A 17,561-nucleotide genomic window follows, 5' to 3' on the forward strand; every position below is an offset into this window, starting at 1 on the left:
ATTAAGCACATGATTTTTTGTCTATATTATAACTAGTAATATTTTTTCTTGTTCAATTGAAATAAAATATTTCTTAATCAAGTGTCTCCTTATTCAATAGTATTTTTAATTTTACATAAGAGATAATTTAGGCTCTACTATTTTTATTAGAATAATAGTATTATTCTTTTTGATTTTGAATTCCATGATTTTAAGCATAGATACTTCAACTACCGTTTGTTCGGTGGCATTACATACGTTAGAGGGGCAATTGACCTCTTACTACGAACAACATATTGATAAATCACATTCTGAATACCTTGCTGTGATGATCAAGAATGTTGTTGAAAATGCCAACCTAAAAATGTCTGATCTAAAAGGTGTTGCTGTATCGGAAGGTCCAGGATCTTATACTGGCTTAAGAATTGGTGCATCAACAGCTAAAGGAATATGCTATACATTAGACATTCCATTAATGGGAGTGAGCACATTGGAATCCATGGCGCTTCAAGTAAGTGAATATGCTGAACAAGGTGACATTATCTGCCCTATGCTAGATGCTAGAAGAATGGAGGTTTACACTGCTTTATTCACTACTGATATGAATGAATTGCTTTCCCCACAACCTAAAATCATGGATGAGGAAAGTTTTAATGATATAGAGGGAAGGTTAGTTTACTTTGGTAATGGTGCTGAAAAGTGTGAAGCATTATTAGCTCCAAAAGGAAGTAAGTTGATCAAAGGAATTGTACCCTCTGCAAAATATATTGGCGAATTGGCACTAGAGGAATACCAAAAAGAGGCTTTTAAAGATGTTGCTTATTGGGAACCTGAGTATTTAAAAGAATTTCAGGCAACGACTCCTAGAAAGAGACTCTAATCTATTCCACTCCTTAAAATTAATCTATGAAATTTGCTGAGGTTATTTTACCTGTACCTATACCCAAAAGTTTCTGCTACGTTATCCCATCTCAATTAGATTTAGAGGTTTTGGTGGGGCATCGTGTTTTGGTAGAATTTGGGAATAGAAAAATGTACACAGGTATTGTCTCAGAAATTCACGAAACTGAACCAGAGAAATATATTCCTAAACCTATTCTAGAAGTTTTAGAAGTAGAACCTAGTGTGAATGCTTCTCAGATTAAATTATGGCAATGGGTGGCAGATTATTATATGTGTTCTATTGGCGAAGTACTTAATGTAGCTTTACCATCCGGACTTAAACTAAGTAGTCAATCCTACATTCAGATACACCCTCATTTTATCATTGAAGAAAATCTCGAACAATTATCAGATAGAGAATTTACTTTGATGAGCTATCTGGAAAAAGAACAAACTATACCCTATACTCAAGTTGGTGAGATATTAGAGATCAAAAGCCCTTATAAAACAATCAAAAACTTAATAGAAAAAGAGGCTATTCTTTTGATTGAAAAAATTAAGGAACGCTATAAACCTAAGATGGAAAAAAGGATCAGGCTTTCTCAGCAATATGCTGATCAACCTGACTCATTAGATGATCTTTTCAAACTTTTATCCAAAAGGCAAAAACAAGAAGATGCCCTATTAAAATACCTCTCCTTAGTGCCTATTCATGAAGATTATTTAACCAATTTTCATGGTGTAGCCAAAAGAGAGTTTTTACATGTAGGTAGACCTCTATCTCCTAGTTCTGTTGGTACAATGACCAAAAATGGCATCTTTGAAGAATTTGAACGTCAGATACCTCGATTCGAATTATCTGTAGCAGATAAAATGCAACCAACTCCTGTTTTATCTCCTGCTCAAAAAGAATGTTTACAGAAAACAATTCAAGGTTTAAGCGAAAAAAATGTTTGTCTACTTCATGGTATCACTGGTAGTGGAAAAACAGAAATTTATCTTCAACTGATTAAAAGCGTAATTGAAAACGGTGAACAAGCTTTATTTCTTATTCCAGAAATTGCTCTTAGTAGTCAGTTAGTAAAAAGACTAAAGGTGTATTTTGGAGATGTACTTGGTATCTATCATTCAAAATTTTCTGATAATGAAAGAGTTGAAACTTGGAAAGGAGTTCAAGAAGGACAGTTTCAAGTAATTGTTGGTACAAGGTCCTCGTTATTTCTTCCTTTTTCAGATCTGTCTTTAATTATTGTAGATGAGGAACATGATAGTTCCTATAAAGCAAACGATCCTGCTCCAAGATATCAAGGTCGAGACTTAGCTTTAGTTTTGGCGCATATGCATCATGCAAAAGTTGTCTTAGGTTCTGCTACACCATCTTTAGAAAGTTTCTATTTGGCTGTTAAAAATAAGTACGCTTATGCAGGACTTCACGAACGATTTGGGGATGCACAATTACCAGAAATAAAAATCATTGATGTAAAAGCGAAAAGGAAGCAGAAAAAAATGAAAGATGATTTTTCTGACGATCTTCTACATATTTTACATCAAAATACGGAACAAGGCTACCAATCTATTCTATTTCAAAATAGAAGAGGGTACTCACCTTATGTTACCTGCGATGTTTGTAATTGGGTACCCACATGCCCAAGTTGTAATGTTAAACTAACCTATCATATTTACAGAAACGAAATTAGATGTCATTACTGTGGACACAAAGAACATGTTCCTCATACCTGTGTATCATGTGGTTCTACAGAAATGAAAACCGTTGGGTTGGGAACTCAAAAAGTGGAAGAAGAATTAAAAACTTATTTACCGGAGGTTCGTGTAGGACGATTAGACTTAGATACCACACGAAGAAAACATAGTTACGATCAAATTTTAACTGACTTTGAACAAGGCCATATAGATATTCTGGTAGGTACCCAAATGATTACAAAAGGATTGGATTTTGACAATGTACGTGTGGTTGGTATTATCAATGCAGATACAATGTTATACTTTCCAGACTTTAGAGCACATGAGAGAGCATTCCAAATGCTAACCCAAGTAAGTGGTCGTGCTGGACGAAGGGGAGAAACAGGAACAGTAATTCTACAAACCCAACAACCTTCAGAAACATTATTTGCAAAGGTAGCTAGAAACGATTATCATAATTTCTATAGAAAAGAAATTAAAGATCGAGAACAATATCATTACCCTCCTTTTACAAGACTGATCAAATTAACTATCCGAAGTGAGAAACAAGATTTAACTCACGATGCGGCAAATTACCTTGGTCGTTTATTAGTCAATTGGCTCGGTCAAAAAAGAATTCTTGGACCTCAAGAACCGGGTATCAATAAAATAAGAAATTACTATTTATCTGAGATTTTGATAAAACTAGAACGTGAAGGTATAGATTTAAAGAAAGCAAAAGGTTTAATACAAAAAGCTATTTATCAACAAAAAGAAGAAAAACCATTTAAAAGAGTTTGGGTGAGTATTGATGTAGATCCACAATAAAAAAACCACAAGATTTCTCTTATGGTTTATTAGATATATAAAGTTTCGGTGTTAATTCTTACTGAGCATTTCTTCTTTCCTATATTGGATTTGAAGTTCTAACATGCATGCTGCACATAGGCAGTCATCATATTCTTTTCGCATTCTTTGCGTTTCCTCATATGTCATTTTCACTTCGTAGCATTGACATTGAGTGATGTTACCTACCTTGCATTCATAATCTTTTTTGCATCGTTGGCAAGTTTTGATCTCATGTGCTGGCATTTTTATTTTTATTTAAATGGATGATAGTTGGATCACAAATAATGATTGTGCTTATTAATTAGGTGTATAATTGATATCCACAATTTACTATTTTTATACCAAAAATTATAACTATCTGTTGATAACAAAGTATTAAGAATTTTAATTATTCTAAATAAATTACCACAGATTATTGAATTAATGACATTTCATCTCTACTTCTTCCATCGGTTTATCAGCCATATCCTTTGATGATTCATGAATGTTATAGGCTCTGAACATCAATAAAACACCCATTGATAAAAAGAGAATAGGATAAATCTTTTTCACTTTTGATCTTACTTTTGCTTCTAGAAACTGACCTGCAACGGCTACTCCAAACATCATTGGTATTGTTCCTAACCCAAAAGCAAACATATAAGACATCCCTTCAATAGCATTTCCTGTAGACAATGCAGCAATCATGGCCATATATACCAATCCACAAGGAAGAAAACCATTTAAGATACCAATGGTAAAGAAGTTATACCATTTTGCATCTCTCATAAATTTACCTAATTGTTTACGAATCCATTGAAACCACCCTCCAAGAAAAGGTACCATATTTAATAACTTATCTGGATTGACAGCAAACAGACCAAAAACAATCATCATGCCTCCTAATAACACAGTTAAATAAACTTGATAACCTACTAACCATGAGAGTCCATGACCTATTAACCCTGCTAATGCTCCTAAAACACTATATGTAAGTGCTCTTCCTAAATTGTATAATAGTCGGTCTAAAAATAGTTTAGGTCCACTACTCTGACCACCTTGAATAGCTAATGCTATAGGACCACACATTCCCAAGCAGTGAAAACTACCTGCAAAGCCAAGCCCTAGTGCGGTTAAAAATAAACCGTTCATATCCTCTTCCTAAATTTATAACACCAATGATTTTTCGTAAAGGTAATCCATCCCTTTGCTTGAAAAAGATAACTTGATTATCCAACGTCCCTTTACTAAATGGCTTGCATCAATAGCCATTGCATTAGCTTCATTTAATTTTAATGGTGCATTAAAGTCTAAACGACTATCTGATGGTCTAAAGAAACGAACGCTTCCTTTAATATCTTGTATATCTTGTGGTAAGATAAAATCGATATTACCATCTGCTCTATTTAGTGTGATGATTGGTTCTGCTGACAACAGCTTGATATTATCTTTTTGCTGTTGCTGTACCTCATACATCTGTTCTTCTGCATAATATTGTTTAGAAACCATATTCACAGGTTCCTGAAACATTCGGATCACCAAGCTGATCATGGTAATTCCAAAAATTGCAAAAACAACTACTATTCCCCACCCCCAATGTACTTTCATCTTATTTACGCTTTTTAGCAGGTCCCATAAAATTGGTCGATATCTCGTCAATCATTTGGTCCCCATTCATTATTTGAAGTTTGATTTCGTTTTTTCTACCATCTAATTCTTGAGGTGGAATTTCAATAAAGAAGGCTCCGTCTAGCTTACTACCTTGCTTCAATTCCATTTTTCCTCCAGCAATAGTGATCTTACCATCTCTATCAATCAATTTAACCGATAGATCATTATAATCCACACTACTTTTGTTGATAATATTTAATGTATACAAGTTTCGTATATCTCCATTATCTGCTTTTTGATATAACATTCCTGGAGCTCTTAAAACCGTAGTTTCAATATCGTTTCTTGTTGTTAAAGCAAAAATTACTGCACATACTAAAATAGTTAATACTGCAGTGTATGCTTTTATTCTTGTCGTAAATTTAAATGGTTTTCCTTTTTCAATATCATTTGCTGATGCAAATCGAATCAGTCCTCTTGGCTTTTCAATTTTGTCCATCACCTCATCACATGCATCAATACAAGCAGTACAGTTAACACACTCTAATTGAGTACCATTTCTGATATCAATACCAGTAGGACAAACATGAACACATAACTTACAATCTATACAATCACCTTGAGGTTGTTCTTCAGAAGCACTTGCGTTTACGTCTTCTAAAGTCATTTTTCTTACCTCTTCTTTAGGTTCTTCTTGCTTTTTAATTTCAGGTAAAGGTGCTGCTGTTGGTCTTTTTGGTTTTACTCTGCTAACTATTGGTTTTACAGCTTCTTTTTGAGAGCCGCAACCTCCACAACCTCCAGCCGATTTCTTTTGCTTTTTAAGTTTACCTCTTGGCTCGCCTCTTACATGATCGTAAGAAATAACTATAGAGTCTTTATCTAAGAAAACTCCTTGTAATCTACCATAAGGACAAACTTGCGTACATGCTTGTTCTCTAAATTTGGCAAATACGAAATAAAAGATAGCGGCAAAACCTACATGGGCTAAAAATACTGGCCAGTTTTCTGCTGGTTTATGTTTCACCATTTGTATGAGTTCATCTCCACCAATGATGTAACCTAATACCATGTTGGCAATAGCTAAAGAGAAGACAATAAAAATGGTATGTTTAGAAATTTTCTTAATGTACTTTTCCTTTGTCCAAGGACCATTATCCAATTTTCTTTTCTGATTGGCATCTCCTTCAATCCAATATTCAATTCGCCTAAAAATCATTTCCATAAATACAGTTTGAGGACATGTCCACCCACACCATACACGTCCAAACACCACCGTAAATAATACGATGAAAATGACGAGAGAAATCATTATTAAAACAAATATGAAAAAATCTTGAGGAACGAAAAGCTGTCCAAAAATGACAAACTTTCTTTCTAAAATATTCATCATAAAGAAAGGCTGTCCATTAATCTTAAGAAAAGGACCCACAAAAAAGAAAGCTACTAAAATATAGGCTACCCACTTTCTCGCGTTATAATACCTCCCACTTGGCTTTTTAGGATAGAGCCAAACTCGTTTACCTTGTGCATCCACAGTAGAAATACTATCTCTAAAGGAATCGGGTGATTGGGAGTGTAAATCTTTTCTCATGATTAGACTTGCTTATTTATGATGAAGACCTGAAGTATCATCACATTTAATATACTTATATATGATGATATATTGATATTTAAAAAAGAGAAAAAGGGTAATCTAAATAGACTACCCTCTTTTATATAATAATGTTTTATTCTGCAGCTACTTTTTCACCTTGAGGTGCTTTTCCGTTAGGAGGGTTAGTACCTTGTAAGCTCAAAATATAACTAGATACTTGTGACATTTGTTGAGGTGTTAACTTTGATTCCCAAGCCAACATACCTTTTTCAGTCACACCGTATTTCACTGTTTTGAAAATACTTGCAACATCTCCACCGTGCAACCAGTATTCGTCTGTTAGGTTAGGACCTACACCGCCTTCACCTGCTCCACCGTGACACGCTTTACAATTGCCATCAAATACTTTTTTACCAGCTGATAGATCTCCTGCATCTGTAGAAACAGTTACATTCGTTTCATCAATTGAATTGGCCATTGTTGCCAAGTAAGCTTTTTTAGCAGCTTCTGCTTCTTCCATAGTTTCATGATATTCAGCAATAGAAACTGGCTCAGCATCAGATTCAACCCACCAGTGATATACTCCTAAATAAACAAAACTACTTAAAATACAGATATAGAACATTGCTTTCCACCAAGGCGGAAGATCGTTATCTAATTCCTGGATACCATCATAATTGTGGTCCATTAAGATATCTTTCTCCAATTCCATTGGTTTAGCTGCTTGCATTTTTTGCCAGAAGAACTGCCACCAACCTGTTTCACCAGATTTTTCGAATGCTAATTCTTCTTCAGTCTTAGGCATAGACTGTAAACTTTGTCTTACTACGTAAAGAAGACCTAAAGCTACGATCATTATTGCTACGAAAAGTAATCCTAAGATTGCGATTAGAATGAACAATAATGTATCGAAGTTATCCACACCATAGATCAATTGATCTGTGGCGGCAAAAGCTGACTGACCTGTAAGTCCCATCAGTACCAATGCCATTATTTTTTTATTTGCAGATTTCATAATTCAATATTTTGAAAATCAACACAAGTAAGAGTTATTGATTCGTTTGTTTTTTTGTAACAACCACTGTATAAAACACCAAAGCCAATACCAGGAAGATCAAAAAGAAAACAATGATGGCAAATCCTAATAGAGTAATTGCCCATTCACTAGCATTCATAGAGTTTAGCATACTCTGAGTTCCTGATTGAGCAAACGCGCCTGTTGCGTTAAATAAAATCATGCCTAGGATCATCACCATAGACATTACATGTTTCGAAAGTCTACTTAAATTCATTTGTGCTGTTATTTTCGGTGTCGTCATCAAGATCTAAAGGCATACTAGATAGTTCTGCTACATCATCTTTTTTCATACTAAAAGCATAAACGCTCCAAGCAACAAAAAAAGTGAAAAAGATAAGTATTCCAATCACTGGAAATATCTCAACATCTTCTATAGATCTTAGTACATCTTTATACATAACAAGGGTTGATTTGGAAGGTGACCTTTAAAAGCCACCTTCACTTTAAATTATTTTAATGGTACACTAGAAGCTTTACCTGCATCAATACCTAATCTTTGTAGGTAAGCAATTAGTGCTACGATTTCTTTTCTAGGTTCAGTTTCAGAACCGTCATTCAATAAGCTTTCAGTGATTTCATCTGCTTGCTTATCTAAGTCTGCTACTGCTTTGTCCTCATAACCTTCTTCGTATGGAACACCCAAGTTTCTCATTAGAGCAATTTGAGCTGGAACATCATCTACTGAGATGTCATCGTCCAATAACCAAGGATATGATGGCATGATAGAACCTGGAGACATAGATCCTGGATCTAACATGTGGTTGTAGTGCCATGAATCTGGGTACTTACCACCAACTCTTGCTAAATCTGGACCAGTACGTTTCGATCCCCATTGGAATGGATGATCATAAACGAACTCGCCAGACTTAGAATAATCGCCATAACGCTCCGTTTCAGAACGGAATGGACGAATCATTTGAGAGTGACATAGGTAACATCCTTCACGGATATAAATATCACGCCCTTTCAATTCTAATGGAGTATAAGGTTGAACAGTAGAGATCGTTGGTGTATTTGACTTCACAAAATACGTAGGTAAGAATTCTACCAAACCACCAATAGAGATAGCAATTAACGAGAAGATCGTCATTTGGATAGGACGAGCCTCAATCCATTCGTGCCATCTTTTTATCTTATGACCACCTTGTAATGCTGGAGCTGATGCTTCTTCTTCTTTCAATAAAGAACCTGAAGCGGCTGTCATATAGTAGTTATATACTGCTACTAAAGCACCAATAACATACAATAAACCACCAAAAGCTCTTAGCTCATACATGTGGATAATTTGAGTAACTGTTTCTAAGAAGTTAGGATACTTCAAGAAGCCTTCTGGAGTAAAGTCTTTCCACATTAATGATTGTGTAAGACCTGCCCAGTACATTGGAATCACATAAAATACAATACCTAATGTACCTAACCAGAAGTGAACATTCGCCAGTTTAAGCGAGTGTAATTTTGTTCTATACATTTTCGGGAACAACCAGTATAACATACCGAATGTTAAGAAACCGTTCCATCCTAATGCACCAACGTGAACGTGGGCAATAGTCCAGTCTGTATAGTGAGTAATTGCGTTTACGTTTTTGAAAGATAACATTGGTCCTTCAAATGTAGCCATACCGTAAGCAGTAAGTGCTACTACCATAAACTTCAATACAGGTTCTGTACGCACTTTGTCCCAAACACCTCTAAGTGTTAAAAGACCGTTTAACATACCACCCCAAGATGGAGCAATCAACATCACTGAGAATACTGTACCTAAAGATTGAGCCCAATCTGGTAATGAAGTATATAACAAGTGGTGAGGACCTGCCCAAATGTAGATAAAGATTAATGACCAGAAGTGAATAATCGATAATCTATATGAGTATACCGGACGATTCGCTGCCTTAGGAACGAAGTAGTACATTAAACCTAAGTAAGGAGTAGTTAAGAAGAATGCTACTGCATTATGACCATACCACCACTGTACTAAAGCATCTTGTACACCTGCAAACACAGAGTAAGAGTTGAATAACGATAAAGGTAAAGCTAAAGAGTTTACAATATGAAGTACCGCTACTGTCACGAAAGTGGCAATGTAGAACCAAATGGCTACATATAAGTGGCGTTCACGACGTTTAATCATCGTCATGATCATATTTAAACCAAATACTACCCAAATTACTGCGATTGCAATATCAATTGGCCATTCTAATTCTGCATACTCTTTACCTTGAGTGAAGCCCAATGGTAAAGTAATTAATGCTGATAGGATAATTAATTGCCATCCCCAGAAATGGATTTTACCAAGTAGATCACTAAACATTCTTGCTTTAAGTAATCGTGGTAAAGAGTAGTAAATACCTGCGAACATACCGTTACCCACGAAAGCGAAGATAACTGCGTTTGTATGAAGAGGTCTAAGTCTACCAAAAGTTAACCAGGCTTGTTCGCCTATATTAAAGATAGGGTTTGCGAGTTGTAATGCTACTAAAAGTCCCACTACCATACCGGCTACCCCCCAAAACATGGTCGCGATTGCGAAGTTTTTTACAATCACGTTATCGTACGAGAAATGCTCAAGATTGCTCGTCGTCTCCGGTTTGTGTTGCTGTTCTTTGTCGATCATCGTCTTCGAATAATATTCGGATGCTTGGAGTGTATGTATCTTCGTATTGATTGGACTTTACAGACCAGATAAACACGCCAAGAAAAACTAAAGCGACTACCAGACTAATTCCTATCAACACTATGATTGCACTCATGGATATATAAAATGTATAAAATAAAAGAGTTTCTATATTACAACGCAAAGATAATTGTCATATTGACGGGTGTAACATGACGTAGGTCAATACTTTTTATTGACTTTCGTCATCACTTTTAATTGTGTTCATTTAAAGATGGGTACATTCTAAACAAAGTGAATTACATTCACCCTATATATCATTTAACTTATACGTTCCGTATCATAAAGCTAAAAATTTACATTAATTAAAAAAGTGATTAATCGCATCTTTAGGTTTTTTATCTTTGTATATGATTAGATTTTTTGGAATAACACTAATTACACTCACAATAGTTGGACTTTTACCATCAAACATCCTTCCTATTGCCTTCTTAATATCTCTAGGTACACCTATCTATTTGATATTACTTTTTGTGCTCATTTTGGTTGAAATCATTCAACAAAAAAAGCATTTTAAGAGGTTTCTTCTATTGTATATAACTGTTATTATCTGTAAATCAGATTGTTCTTTAGTACCTAATATTGACTTAAATAAAGATAAGGATCTATCTGTGGTGAGTTATAATGTTTCTGTTTTTAATGTGTATGCCTATCTAAATCACGATTTTAAAGAATCAAAAGAGTTAATTAATTGGCTTCGTAATGACACTACGGATATTTACTGCTTTCAAGAATATTATAATTGTGATACATTATTAGAAAAATCAAACCCCAATCAACTATTTAGGGTTGATCACATGATCCTAAACGATAAAAAATATCATCTCTATGCTCCTCCTTTTTTAACAAATCACATTAAAGCTACATTTGGGTTAGCCATAGTTTCAAAATACCCAATTATCGATAAAGGATACATCAAGTTTAGCAAAAATAAAGGCGATACGAACGGTATAATTTGGGCTGATGTGGTGAATCAAAAAAATGACACACTAAGAATTGTTAATTTCCATTTACAATCACTAGCCATCGATAACGGAAATAAGACCAATTTACCCTTTATAGAAAAAGGAATGAATATCGTTAAAAAAGTATATCATTCGTCACTAAAAAGAGAAGAGCAAGTAGCTGCCATAAATCAATTAATAAAACAGACTAAATACCCCTATATTTTATGTGGAGACGCCAATACTTTACCTTATAGTAATGCCTATTTCAACTTAAAAAAGAAGGCTAAAGACACTCATTACAGTAGTAATTGGGGATGGTCTTTTACTCACAGAGATTTCCCTTTAAGGATTGATTACACATTATTTCAAGATAAAGCACTTGAGAACACAGGGTATGAAGTTCTTCAAAACGTTGATTATTCTGATCATTTACCTATTAAAAATTACTTTCGTTGGAAAACTAAATAGAATATTATCTCTTTTTATTGAACTCTTACTCCCTATCTTTTACATTTACGGTCACATATATTTTACCATAAATAAGATTCGAAATGAAAAAAACATTCCTGATAGCAGGTTTGGCAATGGGGGCATCGCTATTTAGCAGTTGTACTCAAGAACAAAAGAAAGAAGAGAAGAAAGTAGTTACTGTACCTAAAGTAGCTCATTTAGTCGATTATACTGATTTCACTTTAACTTCTGATATTAAACATCTTAATAAGAATCAAAGAATAATGATTGAAAAGATGATCGAAGTGAGTAAGATTATGGACAACCTATTCTGGAAACAGGCCTACGGTGATAAAGATTCGTTTATATCTTCACTTCCATCAGATGAATTAAAAAGATACGCTGCCGTTAACTATGGTCCTTGGGACAGACTCCAAGACAACAAACCATTTATTGATGGTATCGCAGAAAAACCAAAAGGAGCTAATTTCTACCCTCAAGACATGAGTAAAGAGGAGTTTGAAGCTTTAGCAAATCAAGATAAAAATAGCTTATATACTATTATCAGAAGAGATGTAAGAGGAGAACTTAAAGTGATACCTTACTCTACTGAATACAGAATTGAGTTAGAAAAAGCATCCAACTTATTAATGGAATGCTCTGACCTAGCCAAAGATCCTGGCTTAAAGAAATACCTTAAATTAAGAGCGAACGCTTTCCTATCTAACGATTACTTTGCTTCCGATTTAGCATGGATGGATATGAAAGAAAACCCCATTGATTTTGTGGTAGGTCCAATCGAAAATTACGAAGATAAACTTTTTGGATATAAAACTTCTTTCGAAGCTTATGTATTAATTAAAGATATGGAGTGGTCTAAAAAATTGGCCAAATTCGCATCTTTCTTACCAGAACTTCAAAAAGGATTACCTTGCGATAGAAAATACAAAACAGAAACACCTGGTACAGATTCTCAATTAAACGCTTACGACGTTGTTTATTATGCGGGTGATTGTAATGCTGGTTCAAAAACAATTGCGATCAACCTTCCTAATGACGAGAGAGTACAAGAACAAAAAGGGTCTAGAAGATTACAATTAAAAAATGCAATGCGTGCTAAGTATGAAAAAATCTTAGTACCTATCTCAGAAGTATTGATTGATCCTTCTCAAAGAAAACATATTACTTTCGATGCCTTTTTTGCCAATACGATGTTCCACGAAGTAGCACATGGTTTAGGTATTAAAGAGACGATTACAGGAAAAGGTACTGTAAGAAAATCTTTGAAAGAACATGCTTCTGCACTTGAAGAAGGTAAAGCTGATATCTTAGGTTTATACATGGTTTCTCAATTGCATAAAAAAGGAGAAATTGATGGAGACATGAAAGATTATTACACTACATTCTTGGCCGGTATTTTCCGTTCTGTAAGATTTGGTGCTGCTTCTGCACATGGTGTAGCTAATATGATTCGTTTTAATTTCTTCAAATCATATGGTGCTTTTGAATACGATAACGCTTCTGGCTACTATAAAGTCAATTATCCTAAAATGGAAGAGGCTATGAATGCTCTTTCTGCTAAGATTTTACAATTACAAGGTGATGGCGATTACAATGGTGTTTCTGAATTAGTGAAAACACATGGTAAAATCACTTTAGACTTACAAAAAGATCTTGATAAGATTGATGATGCTAACATCCCAACAGATGTTATCTTTAACCAAGGTATTAAAGAATTAGGTTTATAGGCAAAGCTTAAAAAAAAGTTTATTTATACTATAAAATAAGGTGATGTTACAACATCGCCTTATTTTTTTCAAGCTCATTATGAATAGCTTAATGTGACTCAGTTTTTTTTTATATGAACCAATTTGCATTAAAAAGTTCTACCTATTAATATTGCAACGTCTTAAAGACACACGGGCATAGCTCAGCTGGTAGAGTTACGGTCTCCAAAACCGCAGGTCGTGGGTTCGAATCCTACTGCCCGTGCTAACCGCAAAATCTTAACAGGTTTTGCGGTTTTTTTTATCAAAATCTTAAATTGATAGTTAAAGAACTACCTTGCCTTTCCCTAAGGCTAAAAACGTTCTTAATCATTCACATCAAACCTTAGTTCAATGAGATATTTTGCTGAAATCGCTTATCTAGGCACCCACTATCACGGATGGCAAGTACAGCCTAATGCTACGACAGTGCAAGGTGAATTGGATTTTGTCCTCGGTAAATTACTTCGTCAAGAAATCAATACAATTGGAAGTGGTCGTACGGACACCGCTGTACACTGTGGACAACAATATGCTCAATTTGATCATGAAGAGGATTTGAATGGTCAAAATATACTTCATCGTATCAATTCATTTTTGCCTAACGATATCGCTGTAAAAAGTCTTTGGAGAGTAAAAGATGATGCACATGCTCGTTTTGATGCTGTAAAAAGAAGTTATAGATACGATATCTGCTTAGAAAAATCTCCCTTCAAACAAGGTTTAGTTTGGCAGTATTTCAGAAAGCCTAATTTTGAATTACTGCAGGAAGCTGCTAAAGTATTATTAGAATTTGATGACTTTACAGCTTTTTCAAAAAAACATGCAGATGTAAATACACATATATGTGATATTATGTCTACACATTGGACGCAAGACGGTAATAACCTTTCCTTCCATATAACAGCTAATCGCTTCCTTAGAGGGATGATTAGAATTATTGTAGGTAATATGATGGAAGTTGGTATGGGAAGAATGACTGTGGATTATATGAGAGAGACGCTCGCATTAAAGGACAGAAAAAGAGCTGCCAAACATTTAGCACCTGGTCAAGGGCTTTATTTATCTGAAGTAAAATATCCAGAGGAAACATTTTTATCGGAAATAACAGATTAAGCTAAGTTATTCCAACTCCTTCTTTAAAAGTATCCTTTCAAACATAAAAAAAGGTCGATGAATAACATTCATCGACCTTTACTATTTATTAAGATTAAGCTATTATGCTTACTTTAAGATCACTTTATTCTCTTCTAACTGAGATTGACATCCCATCACCTCAGCTACCTGAGATAATACTGTTTCAAGAGATTTGTTTTGGAAAGTACCTGTAAACTTTCTCGATTTTAAAGCTTCGTTATCAATAACGACTTCAACACCGTAAGCTAGAGATAACTCTTCTGCCACTTTTATCAAGGACTGACCATTGAAAGAAATATTGGCTTGACGTAATTTCAAGGCCATATGACTGTCGAATGATAATTTCGTCACCCCTTCAGTACTTAGAATACCTTTTTCATTTTTTTCCAAGACCACATAATCCCCAGAAGATTGATCTTCGTAACGTACTTTACCTGTCACTACTTCCACTTCATTTTTCTTTAAATAAAACGAAGTACCTAATACAGTAGTTTTAGATTCAGGAGTTAAAATACTAAAGGGTTTACTTGGGTTGTGAGCCACTTGGAAAAATGCCTCTCCATCCAGTTTTACTTGACGTTTTGCATCAGAAAACTCTTCAGGGAAAGTAATACTTGAATGAGGACTTAACCAAACATCAGTACCATCTGGCAGATCTACTTTAGCTACACTATTTCCTGCAGCCATAGTTTGTAAATTTCCTACTCCTTCAAAATACTTAAAAAGGCTAAAACCTACAGCCAAAGCTACAGCTACAGCAGTAGCCATTTTAGTTTGGAAAGACCACATAGTTCTCTCTTTAGTAGAAGAAGGTGTACTCTTCTCTACTTTAAAGTTCACTTGTTCTTTTGTTTCTTGTTCATCAACGTTCATACGCAATAGCATTTTAGCCATAGCCGCATCCATTTCCTGATTCGAAACGTCTTTCTTTTGCTTTTGTCCTAAAGAATAAGATGCCTCCCAAATATTCTTGAATTCATCGTCTACTTCATTTTCATAAAGAAATGATGTTGCTAATTCAAGCTCTTCAGATTCTGCTTCTAAAACCTTAGACCAAATCTCATTTACTTTTTCTTCCAAAACTACCGAAGAATTATTTCCTCGGAGATTTTGCCCCAGCGATCCGGACATCGTCCAAATCTCAGTCACTTCAGATAGAACACTTTTAAACTCTTTGTCAGATGATGCTACTTCTTTTGCTTTAAGTACAGCTTTTTCGTCGCCACCTAAACATTCAGCAATCAGTGTCCAATCTATGTTATCTATTTTATCCATAGTATCGGATAACTATTATAAGTTATTATTTCCTTGTCGTCGTGAATTATATCACTTGTAATTTATCACAGTAGAAAAAAGAATCATATAAATCATTCTTTTATATCTTACTGACAACTAACCTTTAGGAGTTGACAAAAATTTCTGAAAAAATTTCTGCATCCATCATAATTTGTGCTACCAAACCTATGGCTACCCATCCGGAGTATGACATCAAACTAGGATTAGCATGACCTTTTAATTTCTCTCGAAGTTGTTTTAAGGCTAAACCAATTTGATAATGCACTGTTCTAACTGGAACATCCAATGCATCAGCAATTTCTTTATAGGTTAAGTCTTCAAAACGGCTCATTTTGAAAATTTCCTGCATTTTTTCAGGAAGTTCATCAATAGAAGCATAAAGCTTTTTCTCTAACTCATTAAAATGATACGTATCTTCTGTATCATTTTTTGAAATCTCCATTCTTTCTGCCACTCCTTTCTGATAATCTCTTTCGAAATTACGGCGCTTAATAAAATTAAGCGTATGGTTTCTAGATGCTCTATATAAATAAGCCTTTAGTGAAAGGTTAATATTGAGATTTTCTCGTTTCGTCCAGAAGTTAACAAATATATCTTGTACCAATTCCTCTGCAGTTTCCCAATCATGCACCATATTATTGATGAAATTAAGAATCGCTTTGTAGTACTCTTTTGTTATATATTCCCAAGCATGTCGATCGCCATTTTTGACTAATTCGATCAACTCTGCTTCTTCAATCTGATCAAAGTTCATTTATAAAAATCTTGATTTTAGACTTTTTTATCAAAAAAATTCAATTCCAATATACAATTTTGAATGATAAATTTGGAATTAAGAATTGAGAAATCATGTATTTAATGATCAATGTCTTAATATAAGTGGGAGATTTAAGTTGTTTGAAGTTTTATCATTCATAAAATGAAAATCAATTGCACTTTTTACCCATCTCAAATGATCATAATTACAGACCCATTTTTATTTAAACAACGACTTCCTCCCATGTTTAGAACAAATTGGGCATTGCTCAGGATCGTGACGCTGTGCAGGACAATATTCACGACCAAAATAGATAATTTGTAAATGAAGATCGTTCCAATCCTCCTTGTTAAATAACCTTTTAGCATCCTTCTCTGTTTGTACAACATTTTTACCTGTTGTTAATCCCCATCTATACATTAATCTATGTATGTGAGTATCCACAGGAAAGGAAGGAACACCAAAAGCTTGAGACATCACTACACTAGCAGTTTTATGTCCTACAGCTGGCATCGATTCAAGATCTTTAAAATTGTCAGGAACCTTGCCATCAAATTGTTCGACAATCATTTTAGACATTCCGTAAATGCCTTTTGACTTCATTGGAGATAATCCACAAGGTTTTATTATTTCCTTGATTTGCTCTACCGAAAGTTTCAGCATATCAAATGGATTATCTGCTTTTGCAAAAAGTAGAGGAGTGATTTTATTTACTCTTTCGTCGGTACATTGTGCAGATAATGCTACAGCTACCAAAAGCGTAAAAGGATCTTTATGATCTAATGGGATAGGTGGATTAGGATATAATGATTGTAATGTGCTTACTATATCTTCTACTTTTTCTTTTTTTGTCACTTTACTGTAGTTTAATTAAGAAAGGAA

The 17,561-nt window shown here is 34.5% G+C and carries 17 protein-coding genes and 1 tRNA gene; 6 read left to right on the plus strand and 12 right to left on the minus strand.

Annotation, left to right across the window (positions count from 1 at the left end; all coding sequences use genetic code 11):
* Positions 1–184 precede the first annotated feature (184 nt).
* Both tsaB and priA read left to right on the plus strand, forming a co-directional pair.
* Positions 185–859: a tRNA (adenosine(37)-N6)-threonylcarbamoyltransferase complex dimerization subunit type 1 TsaB gene (tsaB, locus tag NH26_RS10465; protein WP_044222686.1), complete on the plus strand. Its 675-nt coding sequence runs from the start codon at positions 185–187 to the stop codon at positions 857–859.
* A 26-nt stretch (positions 860–885) separates the two neighbouring features.
* On the plus strand, positions 886–3,369 hold the full coding sequence (priA, locus tag NH26_RS10470; protein ID WP_044222689.1) for a replication restart helicase PriA: 2,484 nt from the start codon (positions 886–888) through the stop codon (positions 3,367–3,369).
* A 51-nt stretch (positions 3,370–3,420) separates the two neighbouring features.
* Here the strand turns inward: priA and NH26_RS25840 are convergent, their stop codons facing one another.
* The 9 genes from NH26_RS25840 to ccoS all read right to left on the minus strand — a co-directional run bounded on the left by NH26_RS25840 (position 3,421) and on the right by ccoS (position 10,402).
* Positions 3,421–3,633 (minus strand): cysteine-rich CWC family protein, encoded by a 213-nt coding sequence (locus NH26_RS25840; protein WP_044222691.1) that lies wholly within the window; start codon positions 3,631–3,633, stop codon positions 3,421–3,423.
* Between the two features lie 177 nt (positions 3,634–3,810).
* Positions 3,811–4,521 (minus strand): sulfite exporter TauE/SafE family protein, encoded by a 711-nt coding sequence (locus NH26_RS10480; protein ID WP_044222693.1) that lies wholly within the window; start codon positions 4,519–4,521, stop codon positions 3,811–3,813.
* 15 nt (positions 4,522–4,536) lie between these two features.
* Positions 4,537–4,977: a FixH family protein gene (locus NH26_RS10485; RefSeq protein ID WP_044222696.1), complete on the minus strand. Its 441-nt coding sequence runs from the start codon at positions 4,975–4,977 to the stop codon at positions 4,537–4,539.
* 1 nt (position 4,978) lies between these two features.
* Positions 4,979–6,574 (minus strand): 4Fe-4S dicluster domain-containing protein, encoded by a 1,596-nt coding sequence (locus NH26_RS10490; protein WP_044222700.1) that lies wholly within the window; start codon positions 6,572–6,574, stop codon positions 4,979–4,981.
* A 136-nt stretch (positions 6,575–6,710) separates the two neighbouring features.
* Complete coding sequence (locus NH26_RS10495; RefSeq protein ID WP_052431964.1) at positions 6,711–7,592, minus strand: cbb3-type cytochrome c oxidase N-terminal domain-containing protein; 882 nt, start codon at positions 7,590–7,592, stop codon at positions 6,711–6,713.
* A gap of 34 nt (positions 7,593–7,626) precedes the next feature.
* Positions 7,627–7,896, minus strand: coding sequence for a hypothetical protein (locus NH26_RS10500; RefSeq protein WP_158021926.1), 270 nt, complete (start codon positions 7,894–7,896; stop codon positions 7,627–7,629).
* Positions 7,856–8,053 carry a hypothetical protein gene (locus tag NH26_RS10505; protein WP_044222705.1) on the minus strand — a complete coding sequence of 66 codons (198 nt, stop codon included), beginning with the start codon at positions 8,051–8,053 and terminating at the stop codon, positions 7,856–7,858. Before NH26_RS10505 ends, NH26_RS10500 begins: the two co-directional genes overlap by 41 nt.
* A 50-nt stretch (positions 8,054–8,103) precedes the next feature.
* On the minus strand, positions 8,104–10,266 hold the full coding sequence (ccoN, locus tag NH26_RS10510) for a cytochrome-c oxidase, cbb3-type subunit I (RefSeq protein ID WP_044222708.1): 2,163 nt from the start codon (positions 10,264–10,266) through the stop codon (positions 8,104–8,106).
* A complete protein-coding gene (ccoS, locus tag NH26_RS10515; protein ID WP_044222711.1) occupies positions 10,217–10,402 on the minus strand; it encodes a cbb3-type cytochrome oxidase assembly protein CcoS in 186 nt (61 codons plus the stop codon). The genes ccoN and ccoS overlap by 50 nt, the downstream gene beginning before the upstream one ends.
* A gap of 274 nt (positions 10,403–10,676) precedes the next feature.
* Here ccoS and NH26_RS10520 point away from each other — a divergent pair, with 274 nt between their 5' ends.
* From NH26_RS10520 to truA, 4 genes are all read left to right on the plus strand, one after another.
* Entirely contained in the window at positions 10,677–11,741 is a 1,065-nt protein-coding gene (locus NH26_RS10520; RefSeq protein ID WP_044222713.1) for an endonuclease/exonuclease/phosphatase family protein, read from the plus strand.
* An 83-nt stretch (positions 11,742–11,824) separates the two neighbouring features.
* The gene (locus NH26_RS10525; RefSeq protein ID WP_044222716.1) at positions 11,825–13,471 is read left to right on the plus strand and encodes a dipeptidyl-peptidase 3 family protein; all 1,647 of its coding nucleotides are present in this window, start codon (positions 11,825–11,827) and stop codon (positions 13,469–13,471) included.
* 171 nt (positions 13,472–13,642) lie between these two features.
* Positions 13,643–13,715: transfer RNA gene (locus NH26_RS10530), tRNA-Trp, on the plus strand.
* 128 nt (positions 13,716–13,843) lie between these two features.
* Positions 13,844–14,605: a tRNA pseudouridine(38-40) synthase TruA gene (gene truA, locus NH26_RS10535; protein WP_044222721.1), complete on the plus strand. Its 762-nt coding sequence runs from the start codon at positions 13,844–13,846 to the stop codon at positions 14,603–14,605.
* A gap of 108 nt (positions 14,606–14,713) precedes the next feature.
* Here truA and NH26_RS10540 read toward each other — a convergent pair whose 3' ends face one another.
* The 3 genes from NH26_RS10540 to nth form a co-directional block, all read right to left on the minus strand.
* On the minus strand, positions 14,714–15,901 hold the full coding sequence (locus NH26_RS10540; RefSeq protein ID WP_044222723.1) for a FecR family protein: 1,188 nt from the start codon (positions 15,899–15,901) through the stop codon (positions 14,714–14,716).
* A gap of 124 nt (positions 15,902–16,025) precedes the next feature.
* Positions 16,026–16,676 (minus strand): RNA polymerase sigma-70 factor, encoded by a 651-nt coding sequence (locus tag NH26_RS10545; RefSeq protein ID WP_052431965.1) that lies wholly within the window; start codon positions 16,674–16,676, stop codon positions 16,026–16,028.
* 222 nt (positions 16,677–16,898) lie between these two features.
* Positions 16,899–17,534: an endonuclease III gene (nth, locus tag NH26_RS10550; protein WP_044222726.1), complete on the minus strand. Its 636-nt coding sequence runs from the start codon at positions 17,532–17,534 to the stop codon at positions 16,899–16,901.
* Positions 17,535–17,561 lie beyond the last annotated feature (27 nt).

Source organism: Flammeovirga pacifica (genome assembly GCF_000807855.2).
Classification (GTDB): domain Bacteria; phylum Bacteroidota; class Bacteroidia; order Cytophagales; family Flammeovirgaceae; genus Flammeovirga; species Flammeovirga pacifica.

What these genes read in the sequence shown, in the direction of transcription:
- NH26_RS10480 (WP_044222693.1), bottom strand. Translation starts at nt 4,521, where the DNA reads ATGAACGGTTTATTTTTAACCGCACTAGGGCTTGGCTTTGCAGGTAGT.
- tsaB (WP_044222686.1), top strand. Translation starts at nt 185, where the DNA reads ATGATTTTAAGCATAGATACTTCAACTACCGTTTGTTCGGTGGCATTA.
- NH26_RS10540 (WP_044222723.1), bottom strand. Translation starts at nt 15,901, where the DNA reads ATGGATAAAATAGATAACATAGATTGGACACTGATTGCTGAATGTTTA.
- priA (WP_044222689.1), top strand. Translation starts at nt 886, where the DNA reads ATGAAATTTGCTGAGGTTATTTTACCTGTACCTATACCCAAAAGTTTC.
- truA (WP_044222721.1), top strand. Translation starts at nt 13,844, where the DNA reads ATGAGATATTTTGCTGAAATCGCTTATCTAGGCACCCACTATCACGGA.
- NH26_RS10525 (WP_044222716.1), top strand. Translation starts at nt 11,825, where the DNA reads ATGAAAAAAACATTCCTGATAGCAGGTTTGGCAATGGGGGCATCGCTA.
- ccoS (WP_044222711.1), bottom strand. Translation starts at nt 10,402, where the DNA reads ATGAGTGCAATCATAGTGTTGATAGGAATTAGTCTGGTAGTCGCTTTA.
- NH26_RS10505 (WP_044222705.1), bottom strand. Translation starts at nt 8,053, where the DNA reads ATGTATAAAGATGTACTAAGATCTATAGAAGATGTTGAGATATTTCCA.
- NH26_RS10520 (WP_044222713.1), top strand. Translation starts at nt 10,677, where the DNA reads ATGATTAGATTTTTTGGAATAACACTAATTACACTCACAATAGTTGGA.
- NH26_RS10485 (WP_044222696.1), bottom strand. Translation starts at nt 4,977, where the DNA reads ATGAAAGTACATTGGGGGTGGGGAATAGTAGTTGTTTTTGCAATTTTT.
- NH26_RS10545 (WP_052431965.1), bottom strand. Translation starts at nt 16,676, where the DNA reads ATGAACTTTGATCAGATTGAAGAAGCAGAGTTGATCGAATTAGTCAAA.
- NH26_RS25840 (WP_044222691.1), bottom strand. Translation starts at nt 3,633, where the DNA reads ATGCCAGCACATGAGATCAAAACTTGCCAACGATGCAAAAAAGATTAT.
- NH26_RS10490 (WP_044222700.1), bottom strand. Translation starts at nt 6,574, where the DNA reads ATGAGAAAAGATTTACACTCCCAATCACCCGATTCCTTTAGAGATAGT.
- NH26_RS10500 (WP_158021926.1), bottom strand. Translation starts at nt 7,896, where the DNA reads ATGACGACACCGAAAATAACAGCACAAATGAATTTAAGTAGACTTTCG.
- NH26_RS10495 (WP_052431964.1), bottom strand. Translation starts at nt 7,592, where the DNA reads ATGAAATCTGCAAATAAAAAAATAATGGCATTGGTACTGATGGGACTT.
- ccoN (WP_044222708.1), bottom strand. Translation starts at nt 10,266, where the DNA reads ATGATCGACAAAGAACAGCAACACAAACCGGAGACGACGAGCAATCTT.